Here is a 16,052-nt window from a genome sequence, read left to right on the forward strand (position 1 = left end):
CGCAGGCGCTCAGTGAGCGCCGGCCTTGACGAAATTGGCCAGCTCCGGCGTCTGCGGATTGGCGAAGAGCTCCTTCGACGGCCCACTCTCCCAGATCAGCCCCTGATGCATGAAGATGGTGGTATCCGCGACGTTGCGCGCGAAACTCATCTCGTGCGTCACCAGCAGCATGGTCATGCCGCCCTTGGCGAGCTTCTCCATCACCAGCAGCACCTCGCCGGTCAGTTCCGGATCGAGCGCCGAGGTCACCTCGTCGAACAGCATCACCTTCGGCTGCATCGCGAGCGAACGGGCGATCGCGACGCGCTGCTGCTGGCCGCCGGAGAGGTTGTCCGGATAGCTGTCGAACTTCTCGGAGAGGCCGACCTGCGCCAGCACCTCCTTGGCGAGCGCGAGAGCCTGCGCCTGCGGCACGTTCTTGGTGATCCGTGGCGAGAGCATGATGTTCTGCCCCACCGTCAGGTGCGGGAACAGGTTGTAGCTCTGAAAGACGATGCCGACATCCTTGCGCAGTTCGCGCAGCTTCGTCGGGTCCTGCGTCATCATGTGGCCGGCGACCTCGATCTTGCCGGACTGGAAGGTCTCGAGCCCGTTGATGCAGCGCAGCAGCGTCGACTTGCCCGAGCCGGAACGGCCGATGATCGCGACGACCTGCCCGGCATCGACGCTGAGCGAGACGCCCTTCAGGACGGCCAGCGAGCCGTAGCTCTTGTGGATGTCTTCAATGAGAACGGCTGGCATTCATCACCTTTTCGAGATGGCGGCTGAGCCGGGAGAGCGGGAAGCAGATCGCGAAATAGATCGCCCCGACCAGCGTGAAGATCTGGAAGGCCTGATAGGTCGCGTTGTTGACCAGCATGCCGGCACGCATCAGATCGACGAAGCCGACGACCTGGACGATCGAGGTGTTCTTCACGAGCTGGACGAGGAAGCCGACCGTCGGCGGCAGCGAGATGCGGATCGCCTGCGGCAGGATGACATGGCGGTAGGTCTGCGCCGTCGTATGCGCCAGCGAGGCCGAGGCCTCCCATTGCTGGCGTGGCACGGATTCAATCGAGCCGCGCCAGATTTCGGCGAGATAGGCCGAGACATAGATCGACAGCGAAGCGGAGGCTGCGAGGAAGGGCGGCAATTCGATGCCCAGCGCCGAGAGCCCGTAATAGCTCATGAACAGCACCATCAGCACCGGGATCGACTGGATCACCAGGATGTAGCCGGCCGCAAAACGGCGCAGCCAGCGGATGCGCGACAGGCGCATGATCGCGAACACGCCCCCGATCGCACCGCCGATGAAGAAGGCGATCGCGGTCAGCGCCAGCGTCCAGCCGGCGGAGCGCAGGATGAAGAGGGCCTCTGGCCAACCGAAGGTCTGCATCAGGCGGCCTCCCCATGCGCTTCGGTGAGGCGGGCGAGGCCCGAGACCTGCGGGAAGAGCCTCCTGCCGAGCCAGTTGAGGAAGAGTTTGAAGGAGAGCGCCAGCACCAGATAGAGCACTGTGACGACGATATAGGTCTCGAACGAGCGGAACGTGTCCTGCTCGATGATCGCGGCGGTGCCCGACAATTCCTGCACCGAGACGAAGGAGCAGATGCTGGAGGCCAGCATCATCAGCACGAACTGGCTCGACAGCGCCGGCCAGACCCGGGCGAAGGCCGGCTGCAGCACGACATGCTTCAGCACCTGCCACTTGGTCATGGCGAGCGCGAGCCCGGCCTCGATCTGCGATTTATGGATGGAGTCGACGCCGGCGCGGATGATCTCGGTCGCGTAGGCCGCGAGATTGAGCGTCATCGCCAGCAGGGAGGCTTCAAGCCCGTTCAGCCGGATGCCGATCTGCGGCAGCCCGAAGAAGATCATGAAGAGCTGCACCAGGAACGGCGTATTGCGCATCAGCTCGACATAGGCGTCGACGATATAGCCGGCCCAGCTGCCTGCGAGGCTACGCAGCGCGGTCATCGCGGTCGCCAGCACGAGGCCGAGCGCGATCGCGACGAAGGACAGCACGATCGTCAGCCAGACCCCGTTCAGGATCATCGGCCATTTGGAAAAGACGTCTTGGAAGAGCAATGGCCCGCTCCTTCGGCCTCAGGGGTAGGTCGAGGGTCGTCGGCGCACACTGGGCGCGCCGGCTTTTCGGCAGATCCGGTGGAAAAGGCGGATCAGAAGGTCGGGAGCGGCGGCAGCGGGCTGCCAACCCACTTCTGGGCGATCGCGTCGAGCTCGCCGTTCTGCTTGACGTAGTAGATGAAGTTGTTGAGCCACTGGCGCAGCTCATAGGCGTCCTTGCGCATGGTCATCGAGTTCGGCTGCATGCCGAAGACGAACTTGAGCTCGGTCTCGGTCTCGCCGCGCGCCTTCATGGCGGCGTTGGCCTGCGCGTCCGGGCCGGCAATGGCCTGGACCTGGCCGGAGAACAGCGCCTGCATCGTGGTGGCGTCGTCCTCGAAGCGCAGGATGGTGAGGTTCAGCTCCTTCTCGCGATTGGTGAACTCGCGCTCGACGCTGGAACCGCGGTTGACGCCAACCTTCATGCCCTTGAGATCGACCCAGGTTTTGATCGCAACGTTCTTCTTGGCGTAGATGCCGGTCTGGAAGGCGCTGTAGGGGATCGAGAACATCACCGCCTTGGCGCGCTCGGGCGTCGGGGCCAGCGTGGCGACGAGGAAGTCGACCTTGTTGGCTTCCAGCGCCGGAATACGGGCCGGCGGGGTGAGCTGCACCAGCTCGACCTTCACGCCGAGATATTTGCCGATCAGAGCGATGACATCGGCATCATAGCCGATGGCGTTGCCCTGGGAATCGACCGAGCCATAGGGCGGCGCGCCGATCAGCACGCCGATCTTGACCGAGCCGCGCTTGATGATGTCGGTGACCGTCTGGGCCGAGGCCTGGCCGGCTGCGAGCATGCCAGCGCCGAGCGCGAGCAAGGTGCCGGCAATCCGGAGATGCTTGAGCATATTCATCTGGTGTCTCCTCTGCTGCGGCCTTGCCGCTTGTCATGGCCCGGCTTCTGGCGGCCGGTTCGGGAAGAAACGGGTCAGCGCATCGACTGTCAGGCGCTGGCGCGCACGACGTTGACGAGCGGTTCGCCGGCGAAGCGGCGCTTGATGTTCTCGGCAATGACCCCCTGCCGGCGGCTGATCGTGCCGCTGGTCCATCCGGACATGTGCGGCGTCATTAAAACGTTTGAAAGATCATGAAAAGGCAGATTCGCAGGCAAGGGTGCGCTGTCCCCAGCGCTGGGGTAGCGATACCAGGTGTCGATGATCGCCCCGCCGATGCGCCCGGCCTTGAGGGCATCGAACAGCGCCTGCTCATCGATGGTCGGGCCCCGCCCGACATTGATGACGACGGCGCCCGGCCGCATCGCGGCGAAGGCGGCGGTGCCGAGGATGCCTTTGGTCTCCGCGGTGAAAGGCACGGAGACGACGACGACATCGACCGAGCCGCAGAATTCCGCGAGCGCATCGAGCGTGAAGGCACGGTCGACCAGCGGCGAAGCCGGGACAGTGCTACGATTGGCGACATGGACCTTCATCTCGAAGGCTTTGGCCCGCGCCGCGATCGCCTTGCCGATATGGCCGAAACCGAGCAGGCCGATGGTCTGGCCGGCGATCTCGCCATGGACCCGTTCCGGCGCGCCGGCCCAATAGGCCCAGTCACCCTGCCGCAGGCGCCGGTCGGCATCGGCGAGCGGGATGTTGCGCGCGAGCAGCGCCGCCATCACGTATTCGGCGATCGCCTGCTCATGGCCGAAGCAGTTGCAGACCGCAGCGGTTGCCGGCAGCGCGCCGAGATCGACCATGTCGTAACCGGCGCCCGGCACATGGAAGAGCTTGAGCCCGGCAGGCGGCGGTAGGCCGGCATCGAACTTCACGCCGACGATGACCTCCGCCTCGGCATAGGCCCTCTGGTCGGCTCCCGCTTCGAGATGGTCGGGCAGGAGCCGGATCTCGGCCTTATCGCCGACGAGCCCGGCGAAGCCGTGGCTGAACGAGGCGGCATTCTCGCCATGGAAGACAATGCGCATGATCCGGTGGTCCCTTCCGTCAACTCTTCAGCAGCGGCTCGACCCTGCAATCCAGCAGGGATGGGTCGATGCCCGCCTCCATCTCGTCGAACATGCCGTCCACGAAACCGATCAGAGCGTCGGAGGCCGCGACAGCCTCGTCCGCCCGGCGCGCCGCGATGGCGTTCAACACTGCGATGTGGTGATCGATCGAGACCGACAGCGCGACGCGCTGGGGCATCGCACTGTGATAGATGAAGCCGATGCGCCGGAAGATCGTGTGCAGCGGGCGCAGCGTGTGCTGGAGGAAGGGTTCCGCCGCAGCCGAGAGCACCGTCTCGTCGATCCGGCGATCCAGCGTGTTGAAATCGGCGAGGCTCAGGCTATCCCGACGCTCGCGCAGCAAACGCTCGATATGCAGGAACTGGTTACGATGGGAGGAGCCGGCCCTCTCCGCCGCCAGCCCGATGACGAAGCGTTCGAGATCGCGCCGCAGCCGCAACAGCACGCGCTCGCGCGCCAGGTCGATCGGCGCGATCTGGAGGCCATGACGCGGGCGGACGACGATCAGGGTGTCCGCCGCCAGCCGGTTGACGGCGTGATGGATGGGAGTCCGGCCATAGCCGGTCATGTCCTGGAGATCCTGAAGCGACAGGAAGCGGCCCGGCGGCAGCTCGCAGGTGATCAGCATCGCCTCGATGCGCTCATAGGCGAGTTCGAACAGGTTGACGCGATTGCGCCGCTTCGGCGCAGGCGCCTCCTCGACCTCGGCCTGTCTCGGCTGGACCGCGCTGCGCGCCATCCCGGTCTCCTCCGCAAGGGCGCTCTTGGTCGGCGCCCGTTGGCAGGAAACGTAGACATGTTGTGAAATTTTACAAGAAGCTATTTGTTGCCCGGAAGCGCTGCCGCAGCCGTGATGATGCGGAAGCGCTTGGGTTGGCAGATAAGCTCAAGCGCCATAGCCGCCGGTGCCCCACAAGGCATGGACCGATTGCGCGATGGCGAAGCCGCTGACCGCGAGCAGGATCGCGATCGCGACGATGCGGTAATGGCGCTGCAGGGCGGAACGGAACAGGCGCGTCCCGATGACCTGCCCGAGAAACAGCGCGGGAATGGTCACCGCCGCCAGCACCGCCGTGGATGCGACCAGAAGCCCGGATGCGCCGGCAAAGCCGATCGCGACCGCATCCGAGAGCAGGAAATACAGGATGATCGAGGCGCGCCCGACATGCATCGCCGTCTGGGCGTTGAGATAGAACAGCACCACGGGCGGGCCGCTCATCGCCGCCGCACCGTTGAGCAGGCCGGACAGGATGCCGACACCGAAGGTCGCGGGCGCGCCCGGCTCGCCGCTTGCCTTCAGGCCGGCGGCGAGCGCGCAGGTCGTCGCGAGCACGACCAGCCCGATGACGAGGCGCATCACGTCGGCCGGAAGCGAAGCGAGCCCGTAGAGACCGATCGGCGTCGCTACGAGTGCACCGGCGACGAGCATCATCACCGAGCGCAGGTGCGCCGAGCGCCAGAGGCCGGGCAGCAATTGCAGGCTGCCGACCACCTCAAGCAGCAGCACCATCGGCACGGCGGTGACGGGATCGGCGATCAGGGCGAGCAGCGGCACGGCCACCAGCGCGAAGCCAAACCCGGTATAGCCGCGCATGATCGCCGTCAGGAAGACGACGATCATGCTGGCCACCACCTGCGCCGTGCTGAACGGCTGCAGTAGCGCCGCGATCGTCATGAAGCCCCCGAATCGACCCACGCCGCTCAGGCATGGCCGAAGCCCCTGCCTATCACCGGGCGGCGCCAGCCTCCAGCAGCGCGACCATAGCGGCGTATCCGCGCGAGCGGGCATGCTGCAATGGCGTCACGCCCTGCCGGTCGGCGAGATTGCGGTTGGCGCCGGCCGCGAGAAGGGCCCGCGCGGTCTCGACATGGCGCTTGCCGCCATCGCCGAGGATCACCGCCTCGATCAGGGCGGTCCAGCCGAGATTGTTGACGTGATCGAGCGGCGCCCCGGCCACGATAAGCTCGCGGACGATGCCGTCATGGCCGAGATGGGCGGCGGCGATCAGCGCCGTGCCGTCATAACGGCTGGTGGTAAGCTTGGCCGAAGCGCCCGAGGCCAGCAGGGCCTTCAGCGCCGGGACGTCGTCACTGACGGCAACGATGGTGACGGCGTCATAGCGCTGGTTGTCGAACAGGCCGGGATCGGCTCCGGCGGCAATCAGCGCGCGGATCGCCTCGACCTGACCGCGAAAGGCCGCGACATGCAACGGCGTGCGGCCATTGCCGTCGCGCGCATCGAGCCCCTCTCGGGCTCCCGCGAGGCGGCGGATGGCGGCGACATCGCCGGAGGCCGCCGCAGCGTGCAGGCCGCGATAAGCGGCGAGTTCGGCCGCATCGGGCGGCGTCTGCGCGACGGCCGGGCCGGCCAGAGTGGCAGCCACAAGGGCCAAGGCGATCAGCAGCATCCTCGCCATCACGGCGCTCCTCCTTGCGACGATATGACGAAGCAGGCGGCCGCTTCCGCAACCGCCTGCCCCGTTTCAAACTGGATTCAGGCTCAGCGCAGCTTGGCCTTCACCTTCTCGATGCCGGCATTGGCGCATTCCTCGTCGAGATGGCCGCCCGGGGCGCCACCGACGCCGACCGCACCGATCACCTCGTCGCCGACCTTGACCGGCACGCCGCCGCCGAGCAGCAGGAAGCCTTCGATCGCGGCCATGTTGCGCGCGGCCGGGTTCTTCTCGACGTTCTCGGCAATCGCGCCGGTGGCGTTGCGGGCGGAGGCCGCGGTGAAGGCCTTGTCACGGCTGGCGGCGACGGTGTGCGGGCCGGCGCGGTCGGCACGGAGCACGGCGCGGGTGACGCCGGCGCGGTCGACGACCGTTGCGGTGACGTTGAAGTTCTTGGCGGCGCAGGCCTCGACGGTCGCCTGGGCGATTTCCTGGGCGATGGCGAGCGGCATGTTGCGCTCCTGCAGGACCTGGGCGCCGGCGGCGGCCGGAACGAGCGCGAGCACAACGGCAGCAGCGGCGAAACGGATCTTGGTCATGATCTCTCCGGGACTTGAGCGAGGACGAGCCGTGAGCTCGATGACCGCAAGCTATCCGGTCCCGTCAGGCGTTTTGATCGGTGCGGTGCCGGAGCCACCTCCGTAATCCTACGGAGGAACCCGCCCTAACCTTCCAGCGCGAAGCGCACCATCTCGGCGACCGAGCCGGCTCCGAGCTTCTCGGCGATATGGGCGCGGTGGGTCTCGACGGTGCGCGGCGAGACGTCGAGCGCCCGCGCGATCTCCTTGGTCGACAGCCCCTCGGCGACGAGATCGAGGATCTCGCGCTCGCGCTGGGTGAGCTTTGCCATGCGGGCCTCGCGCCCGGCGCGGGCGGCCTCGGTCCGGTTGCGCGTGTCGAGTGCCGCGAACGCCGCCTCGATGGCTTCGAGCAGCACCTGCTCGTCGATCGGCTTGGTCAGGAAATCGACCGCTCCCGCCTTGAAGGCGCGCCGGCAGGCAGCGACGTCGCCATGGCCGGTGATCATCACCGTCGGCATGCCGCCGGCTTCCTTGGCCATGCGCTCCAGCAATTGCAGGCCGGAGGTGCCGGGCATGCGGATATCGACGACGAGGCAGCCGTCCTGGCGCGGATCGGGTCGGTCGAGGAAGGGCTGCACACCGGCAAAGGCGCGCGGCGCGAGGCCCATCGTGCGCAGCAACAGGACGAGCGCGTCGCGCACATCGGCATCGTCGTCGATCAGGTAGACGGTGCGCGGCGCCGGCTTCATTCGGCGGCCATCCCAAATTCGGCTGATATCGCCGGAAAGCGCACGCTGAAGATCGCCCCGCGCTCCGCCGCGTTGCGCACGGCGATGCGCCCGCCGGCCGCTTCGACCAGCCGCTCGCAGAGCGGCAGGCCCAGCCCCATTCCGCTGCTCTTGGTGGTGAAGAACGGCTCGAACAGGCGGGCCATGTCGGCTTCCGCAATGCCGGGGCCGTCATCCGCCACGGTGATCTCGGCCTCGCCGTCGACGAGCCGCGTGGCCAGCACGATCTCGCGCCGGCCCACTGGCATGGCGTCGACGGCCTCCGCCGCATTGCGGACGAGGTTATGCACGACCTGCTCGATCGAAACCCGGTCGAGCAGTGCCTGCGGGCCGGGTTCGCTCAACTCCAGCCGCAGCGAGACCTCCCGCTCCTGCAGGTCGCGCTGGCTGAGTTCCACCACGTTGCGGACGATCCGGTTGAGATCCTGCGGCTGCCTTTGCGGCTCGCGCCGCGTCACATAAGCCCGCAACCGCTCCAATATCTCGCCGGCCCGGCGGGCGTGCCGGACATTGGCCTCAAGCACGCCGGTGAGGTCCCCGGGCGCCGCCTCGCCCGACTTGGCGAGCCTCAGACCTGCCTGGCTCTGGCTCAGGATCGCGGTCAGCGGTTGAGTGATTTCATGCGCGATCCCGGAGGCCATCTCGCCAACCGTGTTGACGCGCATCGCATGGGCGAGCTTGGCATCATGCTCGTGCAGGCGCACTGCCTCGCGAGCCCGCCGGCTGGCGCGCCGCTCGCGCAGCACCGTCAGCAGCAGGAACAGGCCGAGCCCCGCCACGATCGGCCAGCCGAACAGCAGGCCCGGTGGCAGCAATTCGGCGAAGGCCGGCCGCCGCGCCAGTTCCAGCACGAGCGATTGCGACCGGCTGCCCAGCGGCTTCGCGAAGACGATCTCCGGGATGGACGCCCCAGCTTGCAGCGGCCAGCCATGCTGGATGATCGCGGTCCCGGAGGCATCGCTCAGCTTCAGCGCGGCATCATCCGGCAGTCCGCCTTCCGGCTCGGTCAGCAACCGGGCATCGATGACGAGAACCAGCGCCCGCGGCCCATGGCCGTCATCCGGCACACGCTTGACCAGCGCGTAGAACGGTTTGCCCGAGCGGCTCGCGAGCGTGACGGCCTGCCCCGGCGCCAGTGCGCTCACGCGCGTCGACAAGGCGGCCGGATCGAAATCGGCAAGGCTGGCGGGCGTGGCACCGGCAGAGACGGTTTCGATCAGCTCGACGGCCGCAATGCGCGGATAGAAGCGCTGCATCGCCTCGATCACCGCGCGGAAGCTCGCCGATTCCGCGTTCGAGCTGGCCAGAACCGCAGCCAGGCTGGTGAGATGCGCATCATGCTGCTCGGCACGCTGGGAGACGATGCGGTGCAGCGTCGTTCCCTCGCGCTGGAGCGCCTCGCTCGCCCGCATGAATTCCACGACGGCGCCCAGCCCCAGCCCGGCCAGTGCCAGCGGAACCCACAACAGCAGGAAAGGGGCGAGGCGCGGTGTCAAGGATTTCATCCGGTTTCATGCCCAGCCTACCGCGCCGGACGCGCGTCGTCACCGTCGGACGTAAAGCAAGTGCTGTGACGCAAAGATCGAAAATCCCTCATGCTGGACGCCTGCAATGCTCTTGCGGACGCCATCACGCCTCAATAGGCTCGCTTTCGACGCGCCGATCACAGGCGCGCGCAAGGGGAAACGCCTATGTCAAAGATGATCACCAGAATGGTCGCATTCGGCCTTGCCGCTGCGGCCTTTTCCGTATTTGCGGCGCCGGCCTCGGCGCAAGCCACGCTCGAAGCCGTGAGGAAGCGCGGCAAGGTGCTCTGCGGCGTCTCCCCGACGGCCCCGGGCTTCTCCTATGCCGACGATAAGGGCGTCCGCCAGGGCTTCGACGCCGATGTTTGCCGCGCGGTCTCCTCTGCCGTCTTCGGCGTGCCGGACAAGGTCGATTTCGTTCCGCTGAACACCAATGTGCGCTTCCAGGGCCTGCAATCGGGCGAGGTCGACCTGCTCTCGCGCCAGACCACGATGACCTTCTCGCGCGACACTTCGCTCGGCCTCGATTTCGCGCCGGTGGTCTTCTATGACGGCCAGGGCCTGATGGTCTCGACCAAGCTCGGCGTGAAGAGCGCGTCGGAACTCTCGCAATCCGCCGTCTGCATCCTGCCGGGCACGACGACGCTGCAGAACCTCGAGGACTATTTCAAGCCGCGCAACATCAAGTACGAGGCGGTGGTCTTCGAGAATCCCGACGAGTGGCGCAACGCCTTCTTCTCCGGCCGCTGCGACGTCATCACCACCGACCGCTCGGACCTCGCTTCCGTGCGCGCCATCGCCAACGATCCCAAGCAATACGTCATCCTGCCGGAGACGATCTCGAAGGAGCCGCTCGCCCCGGTCGTCCGCCAGAACGACAGCAACTGGCGCGACATCGTCTCCTGGACGGTCAACGCCCTGATCGCGGCCGAGGAATACGGCATCACCAAGGGCAATATCGACGAGCAGCTCAAGAGCAAGGACCCCGAGATCCAGCGCCTGCTCGGCGTCAACGGCGACCTCGGCAAGATGCTGAACGTCGATAACAAGTGGGCCTATAACGCGATCAAGCAGCTCGGCAATTACGGCGAGCTCTTCGAGCGCAATCTCGGCGAGAAGACCCCGCTTGGCCTCACCCGCGGCCCCAACCAGCTCTGGAACAAGGGCGGCCTGATCTACTCCCCGCCCTTCCGGTGAGCTCTGCCATCGCACCGGACCGGAAAGTGGCTTCCACTGTCCGGAAAACCCGCTGCGGCAAGAAACACCTCGATCGCTGTTGCCGCGCCCGGCGGGACGCGGAGCGATCTGCCATGCGTTCCCTCGATTGACCTGAGACCGCCGGCCGCCCCTGCGCGGCCGGTGCGTCCCCAGCCCGGAACAGCCCGATGGCCACCTCCGATTCCAGCCCGGTGCGGCTGCTCTATGACGTGCGCGTCCGCGCCGTGCTCTATCAGGTCGTCGCGGTCGCGCTCGTCGTCGGCATCGGCTTCTATCTCTTCGGCACCGTCTCGCGGAAGCTGGCGGATCAGAACATCGCGACCGGCTTCGACTACCTGTCCCGGCCTGCCGGCTTCGTCATCAGCCAGTCCTTCATCTCCTACGATTCCGGCAACACCTATGGCCGCGCCATCCTGGTCGGCCTGCTCAACACGGTCTGGGTCTCGGTTTTCGCGGTCGCCCTCTCGACGGTGCTGGGCCTCGTCGTCGGCATCGCCCGGCTGTCGCGCAACCCGCTGCTCTCGACGCTGGCGCTCCTCTATGTCGAGGCGCTGCGCAACGTGCCGCTGCTGCTCTATCTCTTCCTCTGGTACGCACTGATCGTCGCGGTCTTCCCGCCGGTGCGCGAGGCCTGGCAGATCCTGCCCGACGTCTTCCTCAGCAATGGCGGCCTGATCGTGCCCTCGCTGCGCTGGTCGCCGGCGCATACCGGCGTGCTGGTCGCGGCCGTGTTCGGCATCGTGCTGGCCTGCATCGTCGCCTCGTCCTTCCGCCGAAAGCGCGTCGCCACCGGCCAGAGCCGCATGGCCTGGCCCTATGTCCTGGCCGCGCTGGCCGTCCCCATCCTCCTGGCCATGCTGGTCTTCCAGCCGGACCTGGTGGTGAACTGGCCGGAGAAGGGGCGCTTCCGCATCACCGGCGGCCTGCAGGTCACCCCCGAATTCACCGCGCTGCTCGTCGGACTCGGCCTCTCGGCTTCCGCCGGCATAGCCGAGATCGTGCGCGCCGGCATCCTCTCGGTCGGGCGCGGCCAATGGGAGGCGGCGCGCGCGGTCGGGCTGCATGATCGCCAGACGATGCGGCTCGTCGTGCTGCCGCAGGCCTTGCGTGTCATCATCCCGCCGCTGACCAGCTCCTATCTCTCGACCTTCAAGAACTCCTCGCTCGCCATCGCCATCGGCTATCCCGACCTCGTCATGGTCTCCAACACGACGATGAACCAGACCGGGCAGGCGATCGAGGGCATCGCCATCTTCATGCTGGTCTATTTGGGCATGTCGATCACGATCTCCATGCTGATGAACTGGTACAACGCCCGCGTCGCGCTGGTGGAGCGTTGAGATGACCGACGCCGCTCAGCTCAACACCCTCGCATCCGTCGCCGACGAGCGTCCGACGCGCAACGCCAGCAGCTGGTACACGCTGCTCAAGCCCTATATCGGCTCGCCCTTCAACGCCGTCGTCACCTTCGCCTGCCTCTGGCTGATCTATCGGCTGGTCACGGGCGCGTGGGGCTGGCTCGTCACCCGCGCCATCGTCGAGGGCGGGCCGCAGACCTGCAAGGCGGCGGCCGGAGCCGGCGCCTGCTGGCCGTTCCTGGCGGCGAAGCTGCGCTTCCTGATCTTCGGCTTCTACCCCTATGACGAGCACTGGCGGCCGGCCCTGGCGGTGCTGCTCTTCCTGGGCGCGATGATCTATTCGATGATCCCGCGCTTCTGGTCGCGCCGCCTGCTCTGGCTCTGGCTCGCGGTCGTCGTCACCTGCGGCGTGTTGATGTATGGCGGGCTCTTCGGCCTCACCGTGGTCAACACCACGAACTGGGGCGGCCTGCCGCTCTCCTTCATGCTCTCCTCGGTCGGGCTCGCCTTCGGCTTCGTGCTCGGCGTGCTGCTGGCACTGGCGCGCTCGTCCAAGCTGCCGGCGATCCAGGTCATCGCCGTCGTCTTCATCGAGATGGTGCGCGGCGTGCCGCTGGTCTCGATCCTGTTCATGGCCTCGGTGATGCTGCCGCTGTTCATGCCGGACGGCGTGACCATCGACAAATTGCTGCGGGCGCAGGTCGCGATCATCATCTTCGCCGGCGCCTATATCGCCGAGACCGTGCGCGGCGGCCTGCAGGCCGTGCCCAAGGGCCAGCACGAGGCGGCGGCCTCGCTCGGCCTCGGCTACTGGCTGTCGATGCGCAAGATCGTGCTGCCGCAGGCGCTGAAGATCGTGATCCCGCCATTGGTCAACATCTTCATCGGCTTCTTCCAGGACACGACGCTGGTCACCATCATCGGCCTGCTCGATTTCCTCGACACGGTGCGCTCGGCGATGCGCGATCCAGCCTGGCAGGGCATCGCCGTGCTGGAGGGCTATATCTTCGCGGCGCTGGTCTATGCCGTGTTCAGCTACGGCATGGGTTCCTATAGCCGCTTCATCGAAAGGCGCCTGAAGACCGACCACGGCCACGGAAGGCACTGACAGGGGCTTTTGAGGCCACTGCGTGGACCCTTTCGCGCCCGCGCAATGTTCCAGCAAGCCCCCGCGCCGACCACTCCCGATGATTCTCATCGTGGAGATCGGACGATGCTCTTCAGCCCAGACCGGTCGGCGGCGCTCGCCGGCCGCGCCCTGCATGCCTATCTCGGCCTGGTCAAACGCACGACGCGCTTCAAGCCGGTCATTCCCGGCGCCCGGCCCTGGGAGCGCAACCGCGAGCCCTTCATCGCCCTGACCTGGCATGGCCAGCAGATGCTGACCTTCGCCGCGCTGGAAGGCGCCCCGCGCGTCGCGGTCCTGACCTCCCTGCATTTCGACGGATCGGTCGTCAGCACCGTGGTCGAGCGCGCCGGCTTCCGCAGCATCCGCGGCTCCGGCACGCAGACCCCGGCCAAGATCATGGCGAAGCGCGCCGTCCCCGCCTTCTTCGAGATGCGCGATGCCCTGCGCCAGGGCACGAGCCTGATGCTCACCGCCGATGTCCCCAAGCTATCGCGCGTCGCCGGCAAGGGCGCCGTCCAGCTCGCCCGCGTCACCGGCCGGCCGATCTACCTCTTCGCGGCTGTCACCAGCGCGCGGGTCGATCTCGACAACTGGGACCGCGCCAGCATCGCCCTGCCCTTCGGGCGCGGCTGTGTCCTCTGGTCCGAGCCTCTTTACGTGCGCAAAGCCGCCGATGCCCGCGAGGTCGGCCTGATCGCCATGGATATCTCCGAACGGCTGGACGATCTCCATACGACGGCTCAGCGCAATATCGGTCGCGAGCGCTGAACCCGCTCCTCGCCTCAGCGGCGGCCGGGCGGTGCGCAGCCGCCGGGCGCCCCGCAGATATCCGCCGGCGGGCGCAGCGTCTCCGGCTCGCCGCCGGGCTCGATCCGAATCCGGCTAAGGTCTCCCGAAAGCCTCAAGCCAAGGCCCGAAGAGATCAGCACGATCCGCGCGCGGCTGGAGGCGAGGATCGTCGCATTTGCTCCGGCGAGGAAATGGGCGCTGCCGCCCAGGCTGGCATAGGTGCCGAACACGTCCTCCTGCCGGTCGAGCCCGTAGACCAGCATGATCACCCGCCCGTAATCGGCGCCGAGCCCGATGCCGACCGAGAGCGCGGTCCAGATCACCGGCATCGGTATCCCGTCCGAGAACCGCAACTCGCCGCTGCCATGCCGCCCGCCGACCACGAAGGAACCGCTGAGCTCGCCGCCGACGATATAGGCGTTCGGCTCCCCGAAGAGCGCGAGCGAACGCTCGATCGGCACGCTGACCGTCCTGGAGGCCGTATCGAACACACCCTCGACCAGCCGGGCGATGTCCTGCCGCGACGCGGTCGGCAACTGGCCGGGCCGGATATCTTCGCGCCGCGGAACGCTTTGCGCGAGAACCGGCGCCTGCACCTGCGCGATGGCGAGCAGAACCGCCAGCACCATGCGGCGCAGCCGGAACCTTCCCGCCATGGCGCGCAGCGCTTGCATCAGGCGAGGGGATCCATGAGGGAGTTGAACGACAAGGGTGATACGGTCCATGCAGAGGCCGGCAGGGCGACGCCCCCGGCCCGAGAAGCCATACCCGCACAGAGGCTCCGTGACGACCCGCAACGTTGAAACCGTTTCGATATCCCCTGCGTCGAAACGCGCGCGGCGGCCGACGATTGCCCGGCGATGACCTCGCTCTCGCGCGCCCTCACCATCCGGCTGACGCTGCTCGGAACCGTGCTGTTCGTCGCCTTCATCGCGGCCGTGCTCGCCTTCACCTTCATCACCGAGGACCCGGGTGTCCTGCGCAACGATGTCACCTCCCAGATCATTCGGCAAAGCGTGCGCCCCTCCGGCAGCGCCGCGCTGCAGGTCGAGAAATCGCCGGGCCTGATCAAGATCGAGCAGGCCAGCCCACTGCTCTGGTATCTGGTCTCCGACGGACGTTCCGTCGTCGAGTATGCGCCAGAATTGCGGCCGGGCCTGCCGATCGACATCCGGCTGGACGGCCCGACCATCGCCGCCCAGATGCGGGTCGGTGGTGACGATGCGCTTTCGGTCGATGTCGCCGAGCAGGATGGCAGCCGCATCCTCGTCGCCACCGGCGGCGGACGGCCGGGCTGGGACGTGATCCTCGGCTATTTCCTGCGCGCCATCGCAGGCTCCGCGGCAGCGATCTCGGTCGTGTTCGGGATCATGATCGCAGCGGCCATCGCCATGTCGGTGTCCTATATCTCGAGCCGCCTGCGCAGTGCGGCCGAGGCGGCCGCCCGGATCGACCCGCGCGCCCCGCGCGGCCTGCTCCCGACGGAGGAGACCCCGGTCGAACTGATGCCGCTGACCACCGCGCTGAATACCGCGCTCGACCAGATCGCGGGCAACATGGAGGTGCAGCGGCGCTTCATGAACAATGTCGCGCATGAACTGCGCACGCCGCTCGCGGTGATGCGCACCAAGGTGGATTCGCTATCCGACGAAGGCGCCCGCTTGGCGCTCACGACCGATGTCAGCCGTCTCACCACCATCGTCTCCTCGATGCTGCAGCTCGCCCGCCTGCACAATACCGACCTGCCCTTCGAGCCGCTGCGCCTGAACGTGCTGGCTCGCGACGTGCTCGCCGACCTCGCCCCGCTCGTGCTCAGCAACGGCATCGGCATCGCGCTGGAGGAAGAAGGCTCGCAGGATGTCCTGATCGCATCGAACGAAGCCACGACCCGCGCCGCTCTCGCCAATCTCATCGACAATGCGCTGCGCCACGCGCAGGCGCGTTCTTCCATCCTGGTCAAGGTCATCGACGGGAACGTGCTGGAGGTCAGCGACGACGGAATCGGGATTGCTGCCGCCAAGCGCGCGCAGGTCACCGAGCCGTTCAACCGGATGTCGCCGCATTCGACCGGTGCCGGGCTCGGCCTGACGATCGTGCGCGACATCATGGCCGCTCATGGCGGCACCCTCGATCTAAGCGACACCGAAGGCGGCGGCACGACGATCCGCCTGACCTTCCGGACGGTGTAGCTGGATTGA

17 protein-coding genes are annotated in these 16,052 nt (G+C 67.1%); 5 read left to right on the forward strand and 12 right to left on the reverse strand.

Features of this window, described 5'->3' with window-relative positions:
• Nucleotides 1-9 precede the first annotated feature (9 nt).
• From NUV79_RS12635 to NUV79_RS12685, 11 genes are all read right to left on the reverse strand, one after another.
• Nucleotides 10-741, reverse strand: coding sequence for an amino acid ABC transporter ATP-binding protein (locus NUV79_RS12635; RefSeq protein ID WP_257733431.1), 732 nt, complete (start codon nucleotides 739-741; stop codon nucleotides 10-12).
• Nucleotides 722-1,375, reverse strand: coding sequence for an amino acid ABC transporter permease (locus tag NUV79_RS12640; protein ID WP_257733432.1), 654 nt, complete (start codon nucleotides 1,373-1,375; stop codon nucleotides 722-724). Before NUV79_RS12640 ends, NUV79_RS12635 begins: the two co-directional genes overlap by 20 nt.
• Nucleotides 1,375-2,034 (reverse strand): amino acid ABC transporter permease, encoded by a 660-nt coding sequence (locus tag NUV79_RS12645; RefSeq protein WP_374679266.1) that lies wholly within the window; start codon nucleotides 2,032-2,034, stop codon nucleotides 1,375-1,377. Before NUV79_RS12645 ends, NUV79_RS12640 begins: the two co-directional genes overlap by 1 nt.
• A 125-nt stretch (nucleotides 2,035-2,159) precedes the next feature.
• Nucleotides 2,160-2,963: a transporter substrate-binding domain-containing protein gene (locus NUV79_RS12650; RefSeq protein WP_257733434.1), complete on the reverse strand. Its 804-nt coding sequence runs from the start codon at nucleotides 2,961-2,963 to the stop codon at nucleotides 2,160-2,162.
• An 89-nt stretch (nucleotides 2,964-3,052) separates the two neighbouring features.
• On the reverse strand, nucleotides 3,053-4,030 hold the full coding sequence (locus NUV79_RS12655; RefSeq protein ID WP_257733435.1) for a 2-hydroxyacid dehydrogenase: 978 nt from the start codon (nucleotides 4,028-4,030) through the stop codon (nucleotides 3,053-3,055).
• A 19-nt stretch (nucleotides 4,031-4,049) separates the two neighbouring features.
• Complete coding sequence (locus tag NUV79_RS12660) at nucleotides 4,050-4,811, reverse strand: GntR family transcriptional regulator (RefSeq protein WP_257733436.1); 762 nt, start codon at nucleotides 4,809-4,811, stop codon at nucleotides 4,050-4,052.
• Between the two features lie 147 nt (nucleotides 4,812-4,958).
• On the reverse strand, nucleotides 4,959-5,747 hold the full coding sequence (locus tag NUV79_RS12665; RefSeq protein ID WP_257733437.1) for a sulfite exporter TauE/SafE family protein: 789 nt from the start codon (nucleotides 5,745-5,747) through the stop codon (nucleotides 4,959-4,961).
• Nucleotides 5,748-5,799: 52 nt separating this feature from the next.
• A complete protein-coding gene (locus NUV79_RS12670; protein ID WP_257733438.1) occupies nucleotides 5,800-6,489 on the reverse strand; it encodes an ankyrin repeat domain-containing protein in 690 nt (229 codons plus the stop codon).
• 83 nt (nucleotides 6,490-6,572) lie between these two features.
• Entirely contained in the window at nucleotides 6,573-7,064 is a 492-nt protein-coding gene (locus NUV79_RS12675; RefSeq protein ID WP_257733439.1) for a GlcG/HbpS family heme-binding protein, read from the reverse strand.
• Nucleotides 7,065-7,189: 125 nt separating this feature from the next.
• The gene (locus NUV79_RS12680) at nucleotides 7,190-7,795 is read right to left on the reverse strand and encodes a response regulator transcription factor (protein WP_257733440.1); all 606 of its coding nucleotides are present in this window, start codon (nucleotides 7,793-7,795) and stop codon (nucleotides 7,190-7,192) included.
• A complete protein-coding gene (locus NUV79_RS12685) occupies nucleotides 7,792-9,339 on the reverse strand; it encodes a sensor histidine kinase (RefSeq protein ID WP_257733441.1) in 1,548 nt (515 codons plus the stop codon). The genes NUV79_RS12680 and NUV79_RS12685 overlap by 4 nt, the downstream gene beginning before the upstream one ends.
• A gap of 195 nt (nucleotides 9,340-9,534) precedes the next feature.
• On the opposite strand from NUV79_RS12685, the gene NUV79_RS12690 reads away from it, so the two are divergent.
• The 4 genes from NUV79_RS12690 to NUV79_RS12705 all read left to right on the forward strand — a co-directional run bounded on the left by NUV79_RS12690 (nucleotide 9,535) and on the right by NUV79_RS12705 (nucleotide 13,833).
• Entirely contained in the window at nucleotides 9,535-10,557 is a 1,023-nt protein-coding gene (locus NUV79_RS12690; protein WP_257733471.1) for an amino acid ABC transporter substrate-binding protein, read from the forward strand.
• 188 nt (nucleotides 10,558-10,745) lie between these two features.
• Entirely contained in the window at nucleotides 10,746-11,918 is a 1,173-nt protein-coding gene (locus NUV79_RS12695) for an amino acid ABC transporter permease (protein ID WP_257733442.1), read from the forward strand.
• Between the two features lies 1 nt (nucleotide 11,919).
• A complete protein-coding gene (locus NUV79_RS12700) occupies nucleotides 11,920-13,044 on the forward strand; it encodes an amino acid ABC transporter permease (protein ID WP_257733443.1) in 1,125 nt (374 codons plus the stop codon).
• 105 nt (nucleotides 13,045-13,149) lie between these two features.
• Nucleotides 13,150-13,833 carry a lysophospholipid acyltransferase family protein gene (locus NUV79_RS12705; RefSeq protein WP_257733444.1) on the forward strand — a complete coding sequence of 228 codons (684 nt, stop codon included), beginning with the start codon at nucleotides 13,150-13,152 and terminating at the stop codon, nucleotides 13,831-13,833.
• 14 nt (nucleotides 13,834-13,847) lie between these two features.
• Here the strand turns inward: NUV79_RS12705 and NUV79_RS12710 are convergent, their stop codons facing one another.
• Complete coding sequence (locus NUV79_RS12710; RefSeq protein WP_257733445.1) at nucleotides 13,848-14,528, reverse strand: DUF1134 domain-containing protein; 681 nt, start codon at nucleotides 14,526-14,528, stop codon at nucleotides 13,848-13,850.
• 186 nt (nucleotides 14,529-14,714) lie between these two features.
• Between NUV79_RS12710 and NUV79_RS12715 the strand changes: the two genes are divergently transcribed.
• The gene (locus NUV79_RS12715; RefSeq protein ID WP_257733446.1) at nucleotides 14,715-16,043 is read left to right on the forward strand and encodes a sensor histidine kinase; all 1,329 of its coding nucleotides are present in this window, start codon (nucleotides 14,715-14,717) and stop codon (nucleotides 16,041-16,043) included.
• Nucleotides 16,044-16,052 lie beyond the last annotated feature (9 nt).

It is taken from the genome of Allobosea sp. 47.2.35 (assembly GCF_024655635.1).
In the GTDB taxonomy this organism is placed as follows: domain Bacteria; phylum Pseudomonadota; class Alphaproteobacteria; order Rhizobiales; family Beijerinckiaceae; genus Allobosea.